Annotated in this window: 17 protein-coding genes; 16 read left to right on the top strand and 1 reads right to left on the bottom strand. The window is 54.4% G+C overall.

The genetic code is table 11. From position 1 onward, the window contains the following. Positions 1 to 57: 57 nt before the first annotated feature. The 10 genes from ACML7B_RS04600 (at position 58) to ACML7B_RS04645 (ending at position 12,403) form a co-directional block, all read left to right on the top strand. Positions 58 to 1,263, top strand: coding sequence for a transglutaminase domain-containing protein (locus tag ACML7B_RS04600; protein WP_418539475.1), 1,206 nt, complete (start codon positions 58 to 60; stop codon positions 1,261 to 1,263). A gap of 9 nt (positions 1,264 to 1,272) precedes the next feature. Then, positions 1,273 to 1,758, top strand: a complete 486-nt coding sequence (locus ACML7B_RS04605; RefSeq protein ID WP_418539476.1) for a prepilin peptidase — start codon at positions 1,273 to 1,275, stop codon at positions 1,756 to 1,758. A gap of 298 nt (positions 1,759 to 2,056) precedes the next feature. Further along, positions 2,057 to 3,124, top strand: coding sequence for a carbamoyl phosphate synthase small subunit (locus tag ACML7B_RS04610; RefSeq protein ID WP_418539477.1), 1,068 nt, complete (start codon positions 2,057 to 2,059; stop codon positions 3,122 to 3,124). A gap of 2 nt (positions 3,125 to 3,126) precedes the next feature. Further along, positions 3,127 to 6,324, top strand: a complete 3,198-nt coding sequence (gene carB, locus ACML7B_RS04615) for a carbamoyl-phosphate synthase large subunit (protein WP_346708672.1) — start codon at positions 3,127 to 3,129, stop codon at positions 6,322 to 6,324. Between the two features lie 229 nt (positions 6,325 to 6,553). Continuing rightward, the gene (locus tag ACML7B_RS04620; protein ID WP_418539478.1) at positions 6,554 to 7,192 is read left to right on the top strand and encodes a cell wall hydrolase; all 639 of its coding nucleotides are present in this window, start codon (positions 6,554 to 6,556) and stop codon (positions 7,190 to 7,192) included. A 113-nt stretch (positions 7,193 to 7,305) separates the two neighbouring features. Then, complete coding sequence (locus tag ACML7B_RS04625) at positions 7,306 to 7,989, top strand: response regulator transcription factor (protein WP_418539479.1); 684 nt, start codon at positions 7,306 to 7,308, stop codon at positions 7,987 to 7,989. Beyond that, a complete protein-coding gene (locus tag ACML7B_RS04630; RefSeq protein WP_418539480.1) occupies positions 7,986 to 8,993 on the top strand; it encodes a sensor histidine kinase in 1,008 nt (335 codons plus the stop codon). The genes ACML7B_RS04625 and ACML7B_RS04630 overlap by 4 nt, the downstream gene beginning before the upstream one ends. Positions 8,994 to 9,113: 120 nt before the next feature. Continuing rightward, positions 9,114 to 9,881, top strand: a complete 768-nt coding sequence (locus tag ACML7B_RS04635; protein ID WP_346708668.1) for an ABC transporter ATP-binding protein — start codon at positions 9,114 to 9,116, stop codon at positions 9,879 to 9,881. After that, positions 9,874 to 11,874, top strand: coding sequence for an ABC transporter permease (locus ACML7B_RS04640; RefSeq protein WP_418539481.1), 2,001 nt, complete (start codon positions 9,874 to 9,876; stop codon positions 11,872 to 11,874). Before ACML7B_RS04635 ends, ACML7B_RS04640 begins: the two co-directional genes overlap by 8 nt. Before the next feature lie 184 nt (positions 11,875 to 12,058). Further along, complete coding sequence (locus ACML7B_RS04645) at positions 12,059 to 12,403, top strand: cupin domain-containing protein (RefSeq protein WP_346708666.1); 345 nt, start codon at positions 12,059 to 12,061, stop codon at positions 12,401 to 12,403. A 119-nt stretch (positions 12,404 to 12,522) separates the two neighbouring features. Here ACML7B_RS04645 and ACML7B_RS04650 read toward each other — a convergent pair whose 3' ends face one another. Beyond that, positions 12,523 to 13,611, bottom strand: a complete 1,089-nt coding sequence (locus ACML7B_RS04650; RefSeq protein ID WP_418539482.1) for a pyridoxal phosphate-dependent aminotransferase — start codon at positions 13,609 to 13,611, stop codon at positions 12,523 to 12,525. Positions 13,612 to 13,731: 120 nt separating this feature from the next. On the opposite strand from ACML7B_RS04650, the gene ACML7B_RS04655 reads away from it, so the two are divergent. The 6 genes from ACML7B_RS04655 to ACML7B_RS04680 form a co-directional block, all read left to right on the top strand. Continuing rightward, the gene (locus ACML7B_RS04655; protein WP_418539483.1) at positions 13,732 to 17,034 is read left to right on the top strand and encodes a DUF5717 family protein; all 3,303 of its coding nucleotides are present in this window, start codon (positions 13,732 to 13,734) and stop codon (positions 17,032 to 17,034) included. Between the two features lie 21 nt (positions 17,035 to 17,055). Beyond that, positions 17,056 to 18,339, top strand: coding sequence for a DUF5716 family protein (locus tag ACML7B_RS04660; RefSeq protein ID WP_346708663.1), 1,284 nt, complete (start codon positions 17,056 to 17,058; stop codon positions 18,337 to 18,339). After that, positions 18,314 to 19,093 (top strand): hypothetical protein, encoded by a 780-nt coding sequence (locus ACML7B_RS04665; RefSeq protein WP_418539484.1) that lies wholly within the window; start codon positions 18,314 to 18,316, stop codon positions 19,091 to 19,093. The genes ACML7B_RS04660 and ACML7B_RS04665 overlap by 26 nt, the downstream gene beginning before the upstream one ends. Before the next feature lie 109 nt (positions 19,094 to 19,202). Continuing rightward, positions 19,203 to 20,027 carry a transporter substrate-binding domain-containing protein gene (locus ACML7B_RS04670; RefSeq protein ID WP_418539485.1) on the top strand — a complete coding sequence of 275 codons (825 nt, stop codon included), beginning with the start codon at positions 19,203 to 19,205 and terminating at the stop codon, positions 20,025 to 20,027. A 35-nt stretch (positions 20,028 to 20,062) separates the two neighbouring features. Continuing rightward, the gene (locus ACML7B_RS04675; protein WP_106788598.1) at positions 20,063 to 20,749 is read left to right on the top strand and encodes an amino acid ABC transporter permease; all 687 of its coding nucleotides are present in this window, start codon (positions 20,063 to 20,065) and stop codon (positions 20,747 to 20,749) included. 12 nt (positions 20,750 to 20,761) lie between these two features. After that, a partial coding sequence (locus ACML7B_RS04680) for an ATP-binding cassette domain-containing protein (protein ID WP_418539487.1) occupies positions 20,762 to 20,902 on the top strand: 141 nt, incomplete at its 3' end.

Genomic DNA, 20,902 nt, shown 5'->3' on the forward strand with positions numbered 1-20,902 from the left:
TATTGAGAAAACCATGCCCGGGATTTATAATGTAGAAAAGAGCCGAAAGGAGTCGACATGAGGCGAAGACCGAGGAGAAGGAAGAAAAGCTGTTTTACCGTGGCGGGGCTGACAGTTCTTGCTACAGTCCTTCTTGGCGCCATGTTGTTTTTTGTCTGGCAGGAAGGGGAAGGGTTTTTTGGAGCGCTTCCCGCACAGGAGCAAGAGGTGCCTTATCAGCAGGTTTCCCTGGAAGAGAGAAGCCTTGAGGATAAATATTACTACGGGCAGATTCCGGAGGAGGACCAGAAGGCTTATCAGGAGGTGCTGGAAGGGCTCAGGGAGCACAAAGAGGAGATCTATGTCCACTGTGAGAAGGCTGAGAGGGCCAATGAGCTGTTTGTCCTGGTGCTGAAGGATTTCCCGGAGATCTTCTGGTGCGACGGGCGGGTGACGGCCACTGCTTACTCCGGCGGTGAACCTTATACAGTGCTGGAACCCCGGTATCTCTGTGGAGCGGAAGAGCAGAAAGAACGGGAGCAGGAGATCCAGGAAGAAGCCCGGGAGTGGCTTGCCGGGGCGCCGGCGGATGCCGGGGATTTTGAGAAGATCCAGTACGTGTATGAGACCATCGTGGATCAGGTGGAGTATGAGGCAGAGGCCCCGGACGGCCAGAACATTTACAGTGTGCTGGTGAACCGGAGGTCTGTGTGCGCAGGCTATGCCAAGGCTACCCAGTACCTTCTGGAGCGGCTGGGGGTCTTCTGTACCTATGTGACCGGAGAGACCAGGGAGGGGGAGAGCCACGCCTGGAATCTGGTGCTCTGTGAGGGGGATTACTATTACGTGGATACCACCTGGGGAGATCCGGTGTTCCAGTCGGAGGAAGGAGAGGAGCAGCAGGGCTATATCAATTATGATTATCTGTGCTGCAGTGAGGAGGAACTGTTCCGGACCCACACCCCGGACGGAGAGGTGGAGCTTCCCAGGTGCACCAGCATGGACTGGAATTACTATGTGGTAAATGGAATGTATTATACGGACTATGACAGGGAAGAGATCCTGAAGAAAATGAATCAGGTGATCTCGGAGGGAGGAAATCCTTCCGTGTTTAAATTCTCAGATGAGAAGATCTATGAGCAGGCCAGGGAGGGGATCCTGGGTGATCTGATCAAACGGGCGGCGGACAATCTGGGCAGGTGGTATGATCTTACAGAGGTGCATTACCGCTATCTGGACCAGGAGAGCCAGAACAAGATCACCATATACTGGCAGTACGAATAAGAAAAGGATATGGAGTTTGAAAGGTATTGTCTGAACCTGGGGTTCTGCTTCCTTGCGGCAGCGGCGGCATGGAGGGACGGGAGGGAGAGAAAGCTCCCGGACGGGTTTGTAAAGGCGCTGGCAGTTCTTGGACTGGCTGCGAGAGTGTGGAGGGTCCTTGAGGGATCTGAAGAAGGGCTTGCGGTCCTGGGAGAAGGGGCGCTTGGAGCCCTTGCGGGCGCCGGGATCTTCCTTCTTCTTCTCCTGATCTGGCCCGGGGCTTTCGGCGGCGGGGATGTGAAGTTCCTGGCAGCCGGCGGGATCTTCCTGGGGCCGGCGGGGACGGCTGTGGCCTTTGTGTCCGGTGTGCTTCTGGCGGGAGGCTTTTGCGTGGTGCGCCGCCGGGACAGCCGGCGGTACGGCAGGGAGGAGATCCCGTTTGGGCCTTTTCTTGCGGCGGGGATGGGGATCGCCTGCTGGTGGGGAGAGGCGCTGTGGAGGTGGTATGTGGGGTAGGACGGCTGGCGCGCCAGCCGGACATTCGCCCGTGCCAGTCGGGCATTCGCAAAACCCGCCCCTGACGGGGCTTATCTGCTGCCTGCGCAGCAGGTTTTGCTCATTGTCTGGTTCTGTTGGAACTGTTTTTGAAGAAAATCTTGAAATGGTTTTTCTTTTGTAGTATAATTTTTACAATTTAGGCAGACGTGAATTTGTCGGCAGGATGGATTCTGGGAACAGAGGCGGTTTCGTGTTTGCGCGAACTGCTTTTTTTGCGGCAATCTGCCAATACAATCAGGGAGGAAAGACGTAAAATATGAATGCATTTCTTATCTTGGAAGACGGCACCGTCTTCACCGGAACCAGTATTGGTTCTCAGCGGGAAGTGATCAGCGAGATCGTGTTCAACACGTCCATGACAGGTTATCTGGAAGTGCTTACAGACCCGTCTTACGCGGGACAGGCAGTGGTAATGACCTATCCGCTGATCGGGAACTACGGTGTTACGCCGGACATGGAGTCCAAGCGGGCGTGGCCGGACGGATACATCGTGCGGGAGCTGTCCCGGATGCCCAGCAATTTCCGCTGTGAGGGAAGCATCCAGGATTTCCTGAAAGAACAGGATATACCGGGGATCGCCGGGATTGATACACGGGCGCTGACCAAGATCCTGAGAGAGAAGGGAACCATGAACGGAATGATCACCACCAGGGAGGACTTTGATCTTGAGGAAGTGATCTCCAGACTGAAAGCTTACCGGGTGGGAGATGTGGTGTCCAAGGTGACCTGCCAGGAAGCGTCGGTACTCCCGGGGAACGGGCCCAAGGTCGCGCTGATGGATTTTGGCGCCAAGAACAATATCGTCCGCTCCCTTCAGCAGCGGGGCTGCCAGGTGACGGTTTACCCGGCGGATACCTCCGCGGAGGAGATCATCAAGAGCAATCCCGACGGGATCATGCTTTCCAACGGCCCTGGAGACCCGTCAGACTGTGTCTCCATCATCCGGGAAGTGGGCAAGCTCTATGAGACAGACATTCCGATCTTCGCGATCTGCCTGGGACATCAGCTGATGGCTCTGGCCCGGGGCGGAAAGACTTATAAATTGAAATACGGTCACCGGGGAGGCAATCATCCGGTGAAGGATCTGAGCACCGGAAGAGTTTACATTTCTTCTCAGAACCACGGGTACGCGGTGGATGCTTCCACCCTGGATCCGTCTGTGGCCCAGGAGGCATTTGTCAATGTCAACGACGGGACCAACGAGGGACTGTCCTATGTGGGGAAACGGATCTTCACCGTTCAGTTCCACCCGGAGGCGTGTCCGGGGCCACAGGATTCCGGATACCTGTTTGACCGGTTTATGGATATGATGAAAGGAGTTTAAACATGCCCAGACAGAAAGAGATCAAGAAGGTTTTGGTGATCGGCTCAGGTCCGATCGTCATCGGCCAGGCGGCGGAATTTGACTACGCGGGAACCCAGGCCTGCCGCTCCCTGAAAGAGGAGGGGCTGGAAGTGGTGCTCTTAAACTCCAATCCGGCCACCATCATGACTGACAAGGACATCGCGGACCGGGTATACATTGAACCGCTGACGGTAGAAGTGGTAGAGCAGCTGATCTTAAAGGAGAAGCCGGACAGCGTGCTTCCAACCCTGGGAGGCCAGGCTGGCCTCAATCTGGCCATGGAGCTGGAGGAAAATGGATTCTTAAAGAGAAACAACGTGCGGCTGATCGGAACCACGGCTGAGACCATCAAGAAGGCGGAAGACCGTCTGGAGTTCAAGTCCACCATGGAGAAGATCGGAGAGCCGGTGGCAGCTTCTCTTGTAGTAGAGACGGTGGAAGACGGCGTGAAGTTCGCCGAGAAGATCGGCTATCCGGTGGTGCTGCGTCCGGCCTATACCCTGGGAGGAAGCGGCGGCGGTATCGCCAACAACCGGCATGAGCTTGTGGAGATCCTGGAGAACGGCCTCAGGCTTTCCCGTGTGGGACAGGTGCTGGTAGAGCGGTGTATCGCCGGATGGAAAGAGATCGAGTATGAGGTGATGCGGGACAGCAAGGGCAACTGTATCACCGTATGTAATATGGAAAATATCGACCCGGTAGGCGTGCACACCGGCGACAGTATCGTTGTGGCTCCCTCCCAGACACTGGGGGACAAGGAGTACCAGATGCTGCGGACCTCCGCTCTTAACATCATCAGCGAGCTGAATATCACCGGGGGCTGTAACGTGCAGTACGCCCTTCACCCGGAGACCTTTGAATACTGTGTGATCGAGGTAAATCCCCGTGTCAGCCGGTCTTCCGCGCTGGCTTCCAAAGCGACCGGTTACCCCATCGCCAAGGTGGCGGCTAAGATCGCCCTGGGATATACCCTGGATGAGATCAAGAACGCAGTGACCAAGAAGACCTACGCAAGCTTCGAGCCTATGCTGGACTACTGTGTGGTAAAGATCCCGCGGCTTCCCTTTGATAAATTTATCAGCGCCAAGCGGACCCTGACCACCCAGATGAAAGCCACCGGCGAGGTGATGAGTATCTGCGATAATTTCGAGGGAGCGCTGATGAAGGCCATCCGTTCCCTGGAGCAGCATGTGGACAGCCTGATGTCCTATGATTTCTCCCACCTTTCCAGGGAGGAGCTGCTGGAAGACCTGGCGGTGGTGGATGACCGCCGGATCTGGAAGATCGCGGAGGCTCTCCGCCAGGGCATTTCCTATGAAGAGATCCATGAGATCACCAAGATCGACCTGTGGTTCATCGACAAGATCGCCATTCTGGTGGAAATGGAGCAGAAGCTGCAGAATACGCCTCTTAGCCGGGAGCTTCTGGCAGAGGCCAAGCGGATGGAATTTCCGGACAATGTGATCGCAAGGCTGACCGGCAACACGGAGCGTCAGATCCATGATATGCGCCATGAGTACGGGATCCATGCGGCATACAAGATGGTAGACACCTGCGCGGCGGAGTTCGCGGCAGAGACGCCTTACTATTATTCTGTCTATGGCAGTGTCAATGAGGTGGAGGAGACCAGAGACCGGAAGAAGGTGCTGGTGCTTGGCTCCGGCCCCATCCGGATCGGCCAGGGGATCGAGTTCGATTTCTGCTCGGTTCACTGTACCTGGGCATTTGCCAAAGAAGGATATGAGACCATTATCATCAACAACAACCCGGAGACCGTAAGTACGGACTTCGATATTGCGGATAAACTGTATTTTGAGCCTCTGACTCCGGAGGATGTGGAGAGCATCGTGGATCTGGAGAAGCCGGACGGAGCGGTGGTGCAGTTTGGCGGACAGACGGCCATCAAGCTGACGGAAGCCCTGATGAAGATGGGCGTGCCAATTTTGGGAACTTCTGCGGAGAATGTGGACGCTGCCGAGGACCGGGAGCTGTTCGACGAGATCCTGGAGAAATGCGAGATCCCAAGACCTACCGGCGGAACCGTATTTACCGCGGAGGAGGCTAAGGAAGTGGCCAACCGGCTGGGTTATCCGGTGCTGGTACGGCCCTCTTACGTGCTGGGCGGCCAGGGTATGCAGATCGCCATCAACGACCACGACATCGACGAGTTTATCGGAATCATCAACCGGATCGCCCAGGATCACCCCATCCTGGTGGACAAGTACCTCCAGGGCAAGGAGATCGAGGTAGACGCGGTCTGCGACGGTGAGGATATTGTGATCCCGGGTATCATGGAGCATATCGAGCGGGCGGGTATCCACTCCGGCGACAGTATCTCCGTATATCCGGCCAAGAGCATTTCCGAGAAGACAAAGAAGACCATTGAGGAATATACCCGGAGGCTGGCCATGTCCCTCCACGTGATCGGACTGATCAATATCCAGTTCATCGTGTGCGGCGAGGACGTGTACGTGATCGAGGTCAATCCCCGGTCCAGCCGTACCGTGCCTTACATCAGCAAGGTAACGGGGATCCCCATTGTGCCGCTGGCGGCCAAGGTGATCATGGGCCATAAGCTCAAAGACATGGGATATACGCCGGGACTGCAGAAGGAAGCAGAGTATTTCGCCATCAAGATGCCGGTATTCTCCTTTGAGAAGATCCGGGGGGCGGATATCAGCCTGGGACCGGAGATGAAGTCCACCGGCGAGTGCCTGGGGATTGCCAGGACCTTTGACGAGGCTCTCTACAAAGCCTTCCTGGGTGCTGGGATCAAGCTTCCCAAGCATAAGAATATGATCATGACCGTGCGGGATGCAGATAAGCCCGAGGCAGTGGAGATCGGACGGCGGTTCGCCGAAATCGGCTACCGGATCTTCGCCACCAAAGGCACGGCGGACGCTCTTCGTGACGCCGGAGTGAAGGTGAACACGGTCAACAAGATCGAGCAGGAGTCGCCTAACCTTATGGACCTGATCCTGGGCCATAAGATCGATCTGGTTATCGACACCCCGCCTCAGGGAGCTGAGCGGGCCAGAGACGGATTCCTGATCCGGCGCAACGCCATCGAGACCGGCGTTAACGTGCTGACCGCCATTGATACAGCGGAAGCGCTGATCACCAGCCTGGAGAACACAGATATCAAGAAACTGACGTTGATCGATATTGCGAAGATTTAATTTTTTATTTTAAATTCAGGACGTAGCCTTTTGCAAAAAGGCTACGTCCTGAATTACGTTTCGGGGTGTACCAAAATGCGCGAAGGGGTGTACCCAAATGCAATCTGCCCTGTACCTTTTTGAAATGTAACAATTCTGTAATATTTGTAATAGAATTGAAACTTTTGAATATACTTCTATGGAAGGATACTTCCGGCGTATGCGGGGAGTGGACAGGAGGTTCAGGGATATGATGGGGAAACGTGGAAAAAGGTATGCCGCTTTTTTGTTGTTTTCAGCCGGGGTGTTATCTACGGCGGGGTTTGCCCGGCGGGCGGAGCTTTTTTATCCTTCCAGGGCGGATGAGGTGATCGTTCTGGAGACTTTGGGCCAGGCGCAGGATGTTCTTTTGGAGGGAAATCTTTCCGGGCCTGCTGCCTGCAGGCAGCTTCTTGTGTCTTCCGGGACGGTGACGGAGGCGGGAGAAAGTGTTGCGGCAAAGGAAGTGTTCGCCGCAGCAGAGGAAGCGGCGAACGTTGGGGAGAGGGCGGAGTACTCAGACAGCACCTTAAAGCTTCTGGCGTCCATCATTTTCTGCGAGGCGGGAAATCAGCCTTATGAAGGCCAGGTGGCGGTGGGTGCGGTGGTAATGAACCGGGTGCGAAGCGATGCCTTCCCGGACACGGTGCGGGAGGTGATCTATCAGAAGGGACAGTTTACGCCGGCGGGAACAGGTTGGCTGGACCGGGTGGTTGCAAGCGAGGGGTACACGGACTCTGCCCTGCAGGCGGCAAAGGACGCGCTGGCAGGAGCCAATCCCATTGGAGATTGTCTGTATTTTGATCAGGGAAGCCAGGGCAAAAGGATCGGGGCCCACTCCTTCCACTAGCCGGGGCGGGATCAGGAACCGGGCTCCTTCGTATTTGTATTTGACAAATGAGGGAGAAATCGTTACCATAGAGACAAATTTGGCTGAAATGTACCGGCAGGAGGTGGAAAGAAATGTACCGGATCCTGATCGTAGAAGACGACCGGACCATCGCCGGGGCGCTGGCCGCCCATCTGGGGCGGTGGGATTACCAGGTGGCATGTGTGGAAGATTTTAAAAATGTGATGGACCAGTTCCGAAGCTTTGACCCGCAGTTGGTGCTTCTGGATATCATGCTGCCTTTTTATAACGGGTTTTACTGGTGTCAGGAGATCCGCAGGACTTCCAATGTGCCGGTCATTTTTCTGTCTTCCGCCAATGACAACATGAATATCGTCATGGCCATGAACATGGGCGGGGATGAGTTTATTGAAAAGCCGTTTGACCTGGGGGTGGTGACCGCCAAGGTGCAGGCGGTGCTGCGCCGGGCTTATTCCCTGCAGGGAGTGGTGAATCGGATGGAGTACCAGGGACTGGCGCTGAATCTGGGGGACGCCACCGTGGAGTTTGTCGGGGAGCGGCTGGAGCTTACCAAAAATGAGTTCCGCATCCTGCAGATCCTGATGGAGAATGCGGAGAAGATCGTTCCCAGGGATGAGATCATCGCAAGACTGTGGGAGAGCGATGAGTTTATCGACGACAACACCCTGACCGTCAACGTGGCCAGGCTTCGCAGGAAGCTGGAAAGCCTGGGGGCAAGAGATCTGATCCGGACCAGGAAGGGGATCGGCTATTTTCTGAAAGGGCAGGAAGAATGATCAGGATACTGGGAAGATTTTGCAGGGAACATATCAAAAATATCTGTCTGTATGCCGGTTTCGTCGGTGTTTTTCTGGTGGTCTTTTATCTCTACGGGATCCCGCTGGAGGCGGTGCGCTACGCCTTTCTCCTAACCTTTGTGTGGGTGCTTGTCTACGGCGGCGTGGGGTTTGCCCGGTATTACCGGCGCCATCAGACGATTCTGGAGAGTGAGCGGAAGATCCTGACCGAGCTTGACGGCCTTCCGGAGCCGGCGACGCTCATCGAGGAGGATTATCAGGAGCTGCTGCGCCGGCTTTATGAGGAGAAGCTGGAAGTGGAGTCAAAGGGGCGCATTTCCCGGCAGGAGCTGGTAGATTACTATGGGTTGTGGGCCCATCAGATCAAGACGCCCATCGCAGCGGCAAGGCTTTTGCTTCAGTCCCGGGAGGAGGAAGAAGAGCAGGACGCTGTCTTTATCCGGGAAATGAAGCTGGAGGTCTTTAAGATCGAGCAGTATGTGGAGATGGTCCTGGCTTACCTCAGGATGGAGGAGATGTCCTCGGACCTGGATTTCCGGGAGTATTCTCTGGACGATGTGATCCGCCAGGCGGTGCGCAAATATTCCCGGATGTTTATCCTGAAGAGGATCCGGCTTGATTTCACGGAAACCGGGCGGACCGTCCTCACCGATGAGAAGTGGCTGGTCTTCGTGCTGGAACAGATCCTGTCCAATGCCTTGAAATACACGAAGGAAGGGAGCATTTCTATTTACATGGAGGGGGACGAGCTGGCGATCCGGGATACGGGTATTGGCATTTCCCCGGAGGACCTGCCCCGGGTGTTTGAGAAAGGATTTACCGGCTACAACGGGCGCCGGGACAAGAAATCCACCGGGATCGGCCTGTATCTTTGCAAGTCCGTGCTGGACCGGCTGGGACATAAGATCCGGATCCAGTCGGAGGTGGGACGGGGGACGAAAGTCCTTCTCTGTCTGGAACGGGAGGAACTTCGCCCGGAATAGGAACCGTACAGTTTTGTAAGATTAGAAGGGAAAATGTAATCCAAATCGATGGCAGTACATTTTCCCTTTTTCTATAATGACCTTGTAAAGAGAAATCAACAAGGAAAGGACGGAAGAACTATGGCATTACTGGATGTGAAAAATGTAAAGAAGATCTACACCACCCGGTTTGGCGGCAATCAGGTGGAGGCCCTGCGGGACGTGACGTTCTCTGTGGAGCCCAGGGAATATGTGGCTATCATGGGGGAGTCGGGCTCCGGCAAGACCACTCTTTTGAATATCCTGGCGGCCCTGGACCGGCCCACCGGCGGGAAGGTCTACCTGAAGGGGAGGGATCTCTCGGGGGTGAAGGAGAAAGAGATCGCCGCGTTCCGCCGGCAGAATCTGGGGTTCGTGTTTCAGGACTTTAATCTTCTGGATACGTTTTCTCTTAAGGATAATATCTTCCTGCCGCTGGTGCTTTCCGGCAGGAAATACCCGGAGATGGAGAAAAGGCTTGTCCCCATCGCCCAGCGGCTTGGGATCCAGGGGATCCTGGAGAAATACCCCTACGAAGTCTCCGGCGGGCAGAAGCAGCGGGCGGCCATCGCTCGGGCGCTGATCACACGGCCCCAGCTGATCCTGGCGGACGAGCCTACGGGGGCGCTGGATTCCCGGGCGGCGGAGGAGCTTTTGCGGCTGTTTGCCGCCATCAACCAGGACGGGCAGACCATCCTGATGGTGACCCACAGTGTGAAGGCGGCCAGCAGCGCCAGGCGGGTGCTGTTCATCAAGGACGGCATCGTGTTCCACCAGCTGTACCGGGGAAATCTTACCAACGAGCAGATGTACCAGAAGATCGCGGATACGCTGACGGTGCTGACAACAGGAGGTGAGAGGGTTGAGTAGTTCTATTTATGGAAGGCTGGCCCTGACCAATCTGAGAAACAACCGGAAGACCTATCTCCCCTACCTGCTCACCGGGGCGCTGACGGTGATGATGTACTACATCATGGGGGCCCTCTGCCGCAGCGAAAGTATCCCGAAGGACGGTCCTTTGAACACCTGCCTGGGTCTTGGGGCGGGAGTCATGGCGCTTTTCTCGGTGATCTTCCTTTTCTACACTAACAGCTTTCTCATCAAGCGCAGGAAGAAAGAGATCGGGGTTTACAACATCCTGGGCATGGGGAAGCGGCATATCGGGAAAATGCTTTGCCTGGAGACCCTTCTTACGGCGCTTGCGAGCATCGGATCAGGCCTGGTGCTGGGGATTGTCTTTGGCAAGCTGATGTATTTGCTGCTTTTGAAGATCCTGCACTATGACGTGGGGATGTCCTTTGCGGTGTCTCCGGCGGCCATGGTCCAGACCCTGGCGCTGTTTCTTGCGATTTTCGCCATGACCCTTGCCTACAACCTGCTGCAGATCCGTAAAGCCCGGCCGGTGGAGCTTCTCCGGGGTGGGAACCAGGGAGAGAAAGAGCCCAGGACCCGGTGGCTTCTTGCCAGTTTTGGCCTGGTCATGGTGGGGATCGGCTATTATCTGGCGGTGATCACCAAAGAGCCGCTGGAAGCCCTGCAGACCTTCTTCGTGGCGGTGATCTGCGTGATCATCGGGACTTATGCCCTTTTTGTGGCAGGCAGCATCGCCCTTTTGAAATTCCTGAAGAAGCGGAAAAGCTTTTACTATCAGCCCAGCCATTTTACCACGGTCTCCGGGATGATCTACCGGATGAAGCAAAACGGCGTGGGGCTTGCCAATATCTGTATCTTAAGCACCATGGTGCTGGTGGTGATCTCCAGTACGGTGTCTCTGTACGCGGGGATGGAGGATGTGCTACACACCCGGTTCCCCAGAGAGATTTCCGTAAGGATGGCCGCGGACGCCGGGAAGGAACAAGATCTGCAGGAAATCCTGCAGGATGTGACGGCGGAATATGAAGTGACGATAAGCCATGAGATCGCTCACCATGTGGGGGAAACGGCGGTCCTCAGAGAAGGAGATGTGCTGGAAGCGACGCCGGGGCCGGACGCGGATTTCAGCATGGCAGAAATAAGCGAAGCCTACATGATCCCGCTGGAAGATTATAACCAGATGGAAGGAAGCCAGGAGACCCTGGAAGAGGGGGAGGTTCTGGTCTACGACTCCCGGGGCGGTTGGGACAGCGGTACCGTTGGGATCGGCGGGAAGACCTGGAAGGTCAGAAAGGAAATCGGACGGCCAAAGGCGGCAGAGAGTGAGAGATCCCAGACCACCCAGGATGTGTATCTCATTTTCCCGGATGTGCAGGAGATCAAAGATGTGCTTACCTATGTGCGGGAGAATAACACCAGCGGCATGGATGAGGAATACCTTAAATCCATCACCCAGGTGGAATACGTGGACAGTTTCGACCTTTCCGGTTCCGATGAGACTAAGGCGGCAGTGGCGGAAGAACTGACAGAGCGGCTTGCGGATTCCGGGCTTCCGGGAGTAGACTGCGAGAGCCGGGAATTGAGCCGGGAGAGCTTCTACCTGCTGTACGGCGGCATTTTCTTCATCGGCCTCTACCTGGGCGTCATGTTCCTGATGGCCACCGTGCTGATCATTTACTATAAGCAGATCTCAGAAGGGTATGACGACCGGGAGCGGTACCAGATCATGCAGAAAGTAGGCATGGATAAACGGGAAGTCCGGCGCTCCATTCGCAGCCAGGTGCTCACCGTGTTCTTCCTGCCCCTTTTGGTGGCATTTGTCCACATCGCGGTGGCATTCAAAGTGATCACAAAACTGCTGATCACCTTCAATATGACAAACGAGCCGCTGTATGCGGCCTGCACGGTCATTACCGGCGGGGTGTTCGCTGTGTTCTACGTGGTGGTGTTCGCGGTGACGGCGCGGGAGTATTACCGGATTGTGAATTAATTAACTGAGGACGTAGCAAAGTTTAAAAAGGCTACGTCCTAAATTGCATTTTACCCTGTACCCAAATGCAATCTGGGGTGTACCCAAATGCATTTTGCCCTGTACCCAGTTGACAGTTTTTCCTTCGGGATGTATTGTTTTTATAGGAATTTTTATAATCAAGAAATGCAGGAGGAATACGATTATGACAAAGGCGGGAGAACGCGCGGTAGAAAAAGTGGAGCATGTGAACGGCGGAGCCGGATTTATCATGAAGGAGGCGCTGATCACGGGCGAGGAACTGGGGCAGCACTGTAAGATGTTCAGCAAAGTAACCTTATGTCCGGGCTGTGAGCTGGGCCATCATGAGCACCATGGCGAGACAGAGACTTATTACATTTTATCAGGAAAAGGAATCTATGATGACAATGGCAGAGAAATCCCGGCAGAACCCGGCGATGTGTTCTTCTGCAAAGATGGAGACGGACACGGAATAAAGAATGAAGGAACGGAAGATCTGACGTTCGTGGCGCTGATCCTGAAAAAGTAAATTAAATTGAGGACGTAGCAAAGTTTAAAAAGGCTACGTCCTCAATTTAATTTTACGGTGTACCCAAATGCATTTTGCCCTGTACCCAAATGCGATCTGGGGTGTACCCAAATGCATTCCTACACGTCCAGCAGGCAGTCCATCAGCCGGTCGTTATCGGCCGGATCCATGACGCAGAACCGGATATACTCGCCTTCCAGTGCCTGGAAGGAGGAGCAGTCCCGGATCATCAGCTTCTGGTGGATGGCTTTTTCGAACACATCGAAGGAGGTGACGCCTTCCTTCTGGATGCGGGCCAGAATGAAGTTGGCGTAAGCGGGATAAGTCTTGTAGGTGGAGGATTTTGCCAGCCGGGCCAGCATTTTCGCCCGCTCTTTGGAGACGAGGGCGCGGGTCCTCTGAATATAGTCGGTATCTTTCAGCATCTCCTCCCCGGCGAAAGCCCCGATGCTGTTGAGGCTCCAGGGGTTCTGATGGGTGAGAAGCGCGGAAAGGAAGGTCTGATTGCTGGTGATGCCGTAGCCGAACCGGAGGCCGGGAGCGGCGAAAAACTTGGAAACGCCCCGGATGACCATGAAATTATCGTAGGCCGGCACCAGGGATATGGCGCTCACCGCCTGTACGTCAGGGGCAAATTCTACATAAGTCTCGTCGATCATCACAAAGACGCCCTGCTTTTTGCACTGTGCGATGATCCGTTTCATATCTTCCCGCGGGATGGCGGAAGAGGTGGGATTGTTGGGATTGCACAGGATCACCATATCCACTTCCCCGGTCACATGGGAGAGGAAATCATCGATATCCAGAACGAAATCATCGGCTTCCCGGAGGTGATAATATTCCATGGAGCCGCCCACCAGGGACAGTTCCCGGGCGTATTCCGAGTAGGTGGGCCCCAGCACCAGCGCTTTCTTCGGCCCGCGCTGGGAGATGAGAAGGGAGATAAGCTCGGTGGAGCCATTTCCTACAACGATGTGGGCGGGATCCGCGCCGCAGTACGTGCCAATGGTCTGACGAAGGCTTGTGTAGGCCCGGTCCGGGTAGCGGCAGATCACATCCAGGTGATCGCAAAGCTTTTGCCGCACCGCCTCAGAGAGCCCCAGGGGGTTGACGTTGGCAGAAAAGCAGACGATCTCTTCCTTGGGAATATGATAATATTCTTCAATTTTCTCCAGGTCACTTCCGTGAAATTCTGGTCTTTTATCCATAAATCGGTTTCCTTTCGTTCGTATTTCGAAGATTTTGCGTTTCCGGCATTGCCATGAACGCGGATTCAATGCTATAATTCATTATAATATGTTTTTTTGAAAAAGCAACGAAAGAAGCAGGTGTCAGACTTGAAAAATAAGATTCAGAAATTTTCCAAAGGCGATTTCAGGCAGCCAAAGCCGGAAGTCGTGTTTGAGGAAACGAATCTGGTCCTGATAATCGGAGAAGGGGAAGTATACAGGGGCAGTTTGGGGATAAAGAGTAATAATGAAAGTACGGTGCGGGGCTTGGTTTACCCGTCTTCTTTTCGTGTTCATTTTAAGAAGCCGGGGTTCGAAGGCCGGCAGGTAAGGCTGGAGTTCACCTATGACGGGACAGGGCTTCCGCCCGGACATGTGGAGAAGGGCAAATTTACCGTGGTGTGCACCGGCGGGGAGTACGAGCTTGCGTTCACTGCCATCATCGAGCGGCCCTATGTGATGACTACTTACGGGAAGGTGCAGAGCACAGATGACTTCCGCAAGCTGGCGATCAAAGATTTTTCGGAGGCGGGGCGGCTGTTCCGTTCCACCGATTTCTATGAGATCCTGAAATATGAGAACGAGCGGATCTTTTACCTCTATGACAATATGCGCAAATGGTCCCTGGGCGAGCAGGCCCTGGAAGAATTCCTGGTGGGGATCAAGCAGAAGGAATGTATCTTCCTGACCCTTCCCGGGGAGGGAATGCTCTATGAGGACATCCACGAACCCACCAAGGGCGTGATCTCCCTGATGAAGAACACCTGGGGATATATGCCCATCCGGATCGTGACGGAAGGGGATTTCCTGAAGGTGACCCGTACGGAGATCACCACGGAAGATTTCGTGGGCAACGGGTATGAGGTGGAGTATCTGATCCGTCCGGAATTCCTCCACGGCGGCCGCAACTTTGGGGCGGTCCGCTTTGTCACGCCCTATGAGACCCTGACTTACGAGGTGGAAGTGATGGAGAACCAGGAGTATGACGAAGACCATCATCTCCCGGAGCTTCTTTTCGCCCAGATGCTGAAAGAATACATCGGTTATGTGGCAGGTCGGGTGGAGAAAAACACCTGGGTAGAGAACGCCATTGAGCGGGCTACCCGGCTTCGCCAGATCGATCCCCAGAATGAATTCTACCAGCTTCTTCTGGCCCATATTTATCTCACCGGGGGGAAGAAGGAAGAGGCAAAATGGATCCTGGAAAACTATAACTATAACCGGTTTGCCATCGGCAAGAACCCCATGACCAACGGCTATTATCTGTATCTGACCGCCCTGATCCGGGGCGTGGAGAGCTACACGGACCGGGTCCTTGACGAGATTGGCAAAGCCTACATGCGCCGGCAGGATTCCTGGGCGCTTCTGTATATGATCCTGGAGCTGGATCCTCATTACCGGAATCCTTATAAACGGCTGGAGGTGCTGGAGCAGCAGTTTGAGTTCGGCACCTGTCAGGTGCTGTTCTATCTGGAGGCTTACCTGTGTTATCAGGAAAAGCCTACGCTTCTGAAGAAGCTTGGAAAATTTGAGATGCAGGTGCTGAATTTCGCCACCAAGTACCGGCTGATGACCAGGGAACTGGCCCTTTATATCGCCAATTTCGCCAGCCAGCAGAAGCGGTACAGCGAGAACCTGTTCCGGATCCTGGAGCGGCTCTATGCCATGTACAGCGAGCCCATGATCCTGAATACCATCTGTACATTGCTGATCAAGGGAAATAAGACTCAGAAGCGGTATTTCCCGTGGTATGAGAAGGGCGTGGCCCAGGAGCTTAAGATCGCGGAGCTCTATGAATACTATATGATCACCCTGGACATGGAGCGGCAGAAAGGCCCGCTTCCCCGTCCGATTTTCCTGTACTTTTCTCATGGAAACAACCTGGATTACAAAAAGGAGGCGTTCCTGTACGCCAATCTTCTGACTTATGAGGTGGGGGGAGAGGAAATGTACCTGGCCTACCGGGAGCAGATGGCGGCGTTTGCCTGGGATCAGCTTCTGAAGCGCCATATCACAGAGCCTCTCCGGCTTCTGTATAAACGGTTCTGCAGCGAAGCGGAGATGGACGCGGAGCGGATGGAGGCCATGCGGGATATCTGCTTTGCCTATGCCATCACCACCAAGGTGCCGGGGATGAAGTGCGTCCTGGTGATCGAGAAAGACGGCGCGGTGGAGCAGAGAGTGCCCTACAACGGAGAAGAGGGACAGACCATTGTGTTCCTGTACGACAAGGAATCCCGGATCATCTGGGAATCCCAGGAAGGCAGGTATTATACCGATTCCATCCCCTACGAGACCAAGCGGCTGTTCTACGAGCCTCATTTTGTGGAAATGTGCCGGAAATACGGGGCTGCGGTGGGCAGATGGAAAGAAGAGACGCCCAAAGAAGAGGTGACCTTTGAAAATCTTGAGCGCAAGGGACTGAATTTCTTTGATGAGCGGGAAGTGTTCCGGCTGTGCAGCAGGCGGATCCGGGAGGAGAATTATGAGGAGGATGAGTTCCTTACCTACCTCTGCATAGAACTGTTCCGCCGGGGGCAGTATGACAAGACTACCCTCCTCTATCTGTCAGATTACTATTACGGCGCCACGGCGGATATGAAGCGGCTGTGGAAGGCCCTGCGGGAGTACGGGATCCCCTCGGACAAACTGGGAGAGAGGATCATCACGCAGATGGTCTTTACTGAGGATATGTTTGGAGAGGAGAAGATCTTCGAGGATTACTACCTGTCCAGAAATGTGTATTTCCGGATCCGGCAGGCCTATCTGGCCTTTGTCTCCAGGGAATACGTGGTGCGGGAGAGAAAGCTGGATCCCTGTATCTTTGAGATGATCGCCAACGACTGTGAGAAGAAGGAAGATCTGCCGGACATCTGCAAGGCGGCGCTTCTGATCTATTATTCAAACCGGGAGTACCCGGAAGAGATGGAGGAGGTCCTTCACACGACTCTGTGCGAGATGTGCGAGAAGCAGATGATCTTCCCCGAATATCTCCGGTATCGGGAGGCCTGGCTGCGGGAAGTGCAGCTCTATGACAAGACCATGGTGGCCTACCAGGGGAGACCGGAGGGGAAAGTTACCCTGTTCTACAAGGTCCGCCGGGGAGAGCGGGAAGAACTGGGATACCATGAGGAGACGCTGATGCCGGTATATGAGAACCTGTATGTGAAACAGTTTGTCTTATACCGGGACGAGACGGTAAGTTATTATTTCCAGGAGATAAAAGGGAAAGAGCGGCACGTGACAAAGACTCGTAAAGTGGGGCCGCCCCACAGAGCCAGCAGCGGGAAATACAGCAGGCTTAATGAGATGGTCAAGATGATGCCGGCAAGGAGGAAGCAGGCCATGATCCGGTTCCAGGAGGAGGAGACGGCCGCCCGGCAGATCTTCAGGAAATATTAAGCAAAAAGAGGGAGAATAGATATGAAAAACGGCGGTATTCTTGGATATGACCTGAATGAGAAAACCTGCCAGATCAGTTATTATGATACGGCGAAAGACGAGCCCCAGACGCTGGAGACAGCCTCCGGGACAAGCCAGATCCCCCTTGTGCTGGGATATTTCAAGGACCACTGGATCTACGGCCGGGAGGCCAAAAGGCTTCAGATCGCCGGGGCGGAAAATACGGTGGGCGATCTCCTGGGGAAGGCCATGCGCCGGGAGAAAGCAAAGATCGCAGGAAAGGTCTACGACGGGGTGTGGCTTCTGGCCAAATTCATCCGTATGACGCTGGAGCCTTTTGAGGAGATCGAGGAGATCACATTTTCGGTCCCCGAGGTGAATGTGGATACATCAAAGCTGCTGAAAAGCATCGGCCAGCATCTGGGCATCGACAAAAACCGGATCTGCGTGCAGGATTATAAAGAAAGCTTCTGCCAGTATATGTTCGATCAGCCAAAAGAACTGTGGCAGTATGAATCCGCCCTGTTTTTCTGCGACGGACAGCGGATCCGGGCTTATATGCTCCACAAGCTGAACCCGGCCAATGTGAAGGGCAAGGAAATGTTTGTGACAGTGGAGGAGGTGGCCAGCGCCCATATGAAGGAGCTGGAAGCCATCTATCCGGTGCTGAACGCGGAGAAGGCAAAGGATGCGGATGAAAGTTTCAAGTCTTTTATCCAGAATGTGTTTGACAAAAAGGTGATCTCTTCTGTTTATCTTACAGGAGAGGGATTTGAAAATAACTGGTATCCGGCTTCCCTGAAGGTGCTGTGCAACGGGCGCAGGGCGTTTGTGGGGGACAATCTCTACAGCCGGGGGGCCTGTTATCATTCCATGCGCAAAGGACTGGAATATGAAGAGGGGCCCATCTATCTGGACGAAACCCGGATGACAGAACAGATCTCCCTGCGCATGCGGGTGGCCGGCAAGGAAGGCTGGTATCCGGTGGTGGCCTGGGGGACTCACTGGTACGAGGCGGACGGACAGTGGGAGGTGATCCTGGAGGACACCTCGGATATCGAGATCCATGTGGAGACGCTGGCAGGGGATGAACTGCATGTAGAGACCGTCTCCCTGGAAGGGTTGCCGGACCGTCGGGATTATTCCCTGCGGCTTCGGATCGAACTTCTCTTCCTGGATGAGCGGACCTGCCGGATGACGTTCCGGGATGTGGGATTCGGGGAATTCTTCCCGCCATCTGGTTTCCTGGCGGAGAAGACCATACAGTTAGGAGGAATCCATGGGCAGTTTAATTCTATGTCATAAGAAGCGGGCCAAACAGCCCTATGAGATCACAAGAGTACATATCCGGGTCTACACCATTGAAGAGCTCTGCTACTATGTCTGCAACAATCTGTATCTTATTGACCATACCATCATGAATCTGCAGCTGTGCCAGTGGATCGGGACAGAGCTTTCCCTTCCCCGGCTGGCGCAGGCCCTGCAGGAGGAACTGGAAGGGGACTGTACCCAGAAGGACTTTGTCCTGACCCTCTTAAGAGAATCAGTGATCTACGACACCGCGGAGATCAACAAGATCCAGGGGATCCTGGAGCGGCTTGGGAACCAGCGGGAGGTGGAAAAGCAGAAATACAAAGCGGACAGCCTGATGGAGCGGGGGGAATACTCGGCGGCGGTGCTGACCTATCAGTCTATCCTGGGAGGCAAACAGGATGAGGCGGTGGACAAGACCTTTTATGCCCGGGTGTATGCCAATCTGGGAGCGGCCTATGGGCGGCTGTTCCTGTATGAGGAGGCGGCGGGGGCCTACCGGGAAGCCTGCAGCCTGTGCGAGGACCGGGATATGATGAAGGCCTTCCTCTACAGTTACTCCAGGGCTTATCCACAGGAAGATTATATGAAGCTTCTCTCCGGCAATCCGGTGTACTTAAGCCTGGACCGGAAACTGAAGGAGGAACTGGCGAAGATCCATGAGGACACAGATCCGGATATTTCACCGGAACAGCTGGAAATCTGGAAAAAAGAGTATCGCAGGATTGACAAGAATCAGGGGATATGATACGATAACAGGGCGATTTAGCATGGTAAAGTAATCAATTGATGAATTGTTACAACGGTGCAGTGAATAGATCGCCAGGAGACCTGAGAGTGTGAAGGAGGAAACGATTATGAAAAAGATGCTTGCAATGCTGCTTACCGCCGCAATGACCCTGGGAATGCTTGCCGGCTGTGGTTCCAAAGATTCCGGCGAGGGCGGGGACGCTTCCAGTGAGAGTGATAAGGCTTATGTCCAGGACAAAGGGACACTGGTGATCGGGATCACTGATTTTGCGCCTATGGATTATAAAGATGAGAACGGCGACTGGATCGGATTTGACGCTGACATGGCAAAGGCATTTGCCGAGAGCCTGGGCGTGGAGGCCGAGTTCGTTGAGATCGACTGGGACAACAAGATCCTGGAGCTGGACGGAAAGACTATTGACTGCGTATGGAACGGCATGACCCTTACCGACGAGGTAACCAGTTCCATGGCCTGCACAGACGCTTACCTTAATAACGCCCAGGTGGTAGTGGTGCCTGCGGACGTGGCGGATCAGTATCAGGATGAAGAAAGCCTTAGCGAGCTGAACTTTGCTGTTGAAGCGGGAAGCGCCGGCGAGGCGGAAGTAAGCGCAAGAGAGCTGAATTATACGGCGGTGACCGCTCAGGCGGACGCGCTGATGGAAGTGGCAGGCGGAACCTGCGACGCGGCTGTGATCGATTCTCTGATGGCGGCAGCCATGATCGGAGAAGGAACCAGCTATGCGGATCTGACTTACACTATCAGCCTGAACACGGAAGAGTATGGCGTTGGTTTCCGGCAGGGTTCCGACCTGGCGGAAGAGTTGAATGATTTCTTCGCTCAGAGCTATGAGGACGGGACCATGGATGCATGCGCGGAGCAGTATGGCGTGCAGGCAGCCCTGATCGCCATGGATGCCACAGAAGAATAAATGAGTAAAAAAGAAAAGGAAGATGGAGCTGTAACATGGAACAGATATTAGAACAATTTCCAATCGTGATCCAGTCCCTGAACGTGGGATTCCTGCAGACGCTCAAATTGTTTGCGGTGACCCTTTTAGGAGCCATTCCGCTGGGACTGATCATCTCATTTGGATCCATGTCCCGGTTCCGGCCACTGCGTTATTTTACAAGGATCATCGTATGGATCATCAGAGGGACTCCTCTGATGATCCAATTGCTGATTATCTATTTTTTCCCGGGGCTGGTGCTGGACAATCCAATCTGGGGAGGCGGAGAAGCGGGGCGCTTTATGGCGGCTTCTGTTGCCTTCATTTTTAACTATGCCTGTTATTTTTCTGAGATCTACCGGGGAGGGATCCAGGGGGTTCCCCACGGACAGGAGGAGGCCGGACTGGTGCTTGGCATGACCAAAAGTCAGATCTTCTTCAAGATCACTTTGCTTCAGATGATCAAGAGGATCGTTCCCCCTATGTCCAATGAGATCATCACTCTGGTGAAAGACACCTCCCTTGCCAGGATCATTGCCCTGCAGGAGATCATCTGGGCCGGACAGGCCTTCCTGAAGGGATCCCAGGGGATCGCCGGCGTGATCTGGCCGTTGTTCTTCACTGCGGTTTATTATCTGATCTTCAACGGGATCCTGACCGTGCTTCTGGGACGGCTGGAGAAAAAGCTGGATTATTTCAGGTAGGAGGTGGAAATGATGGCGATATTGGAAGTAGAACATCTGAATAAAAGTTTTGAGAGGACCCGGGTGCTGGAGGATATCAGCTTCTCCCTGGAGAAGGGGCAGGTGCTGTCCATCATCGGTTCTTCGGGAAGCGGCAAGACCACGCTGCTGCGG

Source organism: Massilistercora timonensis (assembly GCF_048354975.1).
GTDB lineage: Bacteria > Bacillota > Clostridia > Lachnospirales > Lachnospiraceae > Massilistercora > Massilistercora timonensis.

Excerpts from the sequence above, each read along its gene's own strand:
- ACML7B_RS04645 (WP_346708666.1), top strand. The coding sequence starts at position 12,059 with ATGACAAAGGCGGGAGAACGCGCGGTAGAAAAAGTGGAGCATGTGAAC.
- ACML7B_RS04650 (WP_418539482.1), bottom strand. The coding sequence starts at position 13,611 with ATGGATAAAAGACCAGAATTTCACGGAAGTGACCTGGAGAAAATTGAA.
- ACML7B_RS04625 (WP_418539479.1), top strand. The coding sequence starts at position 7,306 with ATGTACCGGATCCTGATCGTAGAAGACGACCGGACCATCGCCGGGGCG.
- ACML7B_RS04630 (WP_418539480.1), top strand. The coding sequence starts at position 7,986 with ATGATCAGGATACTGGGAAGATTTTGCAGGGAACATATCAAAAATATC.
- ACML7B_RS04670 (WP_418539485.1), top strand. The coding sequence starts at position 19,203 with ATGAAAAAGATGCTTGCAATGCTGCTTACCGCCGCAATGACCCTGGGA.
- ACML7B_RS04610 (WP_418539477.1), top strand. The coding sequence starts at position 2,057 with ATGAATGCATTTCTTATCTTGGAAGACGGCACCGTCTTCACCGGAACC.
- ACML7B_RS04600 (WP_418539475.1), top strand. The coding sequence starts at position 58 with ATGAGGCGAAGACCGAGGAGAAGGAAGAAAAGCTGTTTTACCGTGGCG.
- carB (WP_346708672.1), top strand. The coding sequence starts at position 3,127 with ATGCCCAGACAGAAAGAGATCAAGAAGGTTTTGGTGATCGGCTCAGGT.
- ACML7B_RS04665 (WP_418539484.1), top strand. The coding sequence starts at position 18,314 with ATGGGCAGTTTAATTCTATGTCATAAGAAGCGGGCCAAACAGCCCTAT.
- ACML7B_RS04660 (WP_346708663.1), top strand. The coding sequence starts at position 17,056 with ATGAAAAACGGCGGTATTCTTGGATATGACCTGAATGAGAAAACCTGC.
- ACML7B_RS04620 (WP_418539478.1), top strand. The coding sequence starts at position 6,554 with ATGATGGGGAAACGTGGAAAAAGGTATGCCGCTTTTTTGTTGTTTTCA.
- ACML7B_RS04675 (WP_106788598.1), top strand. The coding sequence starts at position 20,063 with ATGGAACAGATATTAGAACAATTTCCAATCGTGATCCAGTCCCTGAAC.
- ACML7B_RS04605 (WP_418539476.1), top strand. The coding sequence starts at position 1,273 with ATGGAGTTTGAAAGGTATTGTCTGAACCTGGGGTTCTGCTTCCTTGCG.
- ACML7B_RS04635 (WP_346708668.1), top strand. The coding sequence starts at position 9,114 with ATGGCATTACTGGATGTGAAAAATGTAAAGAAGATCTACACCACCCGG.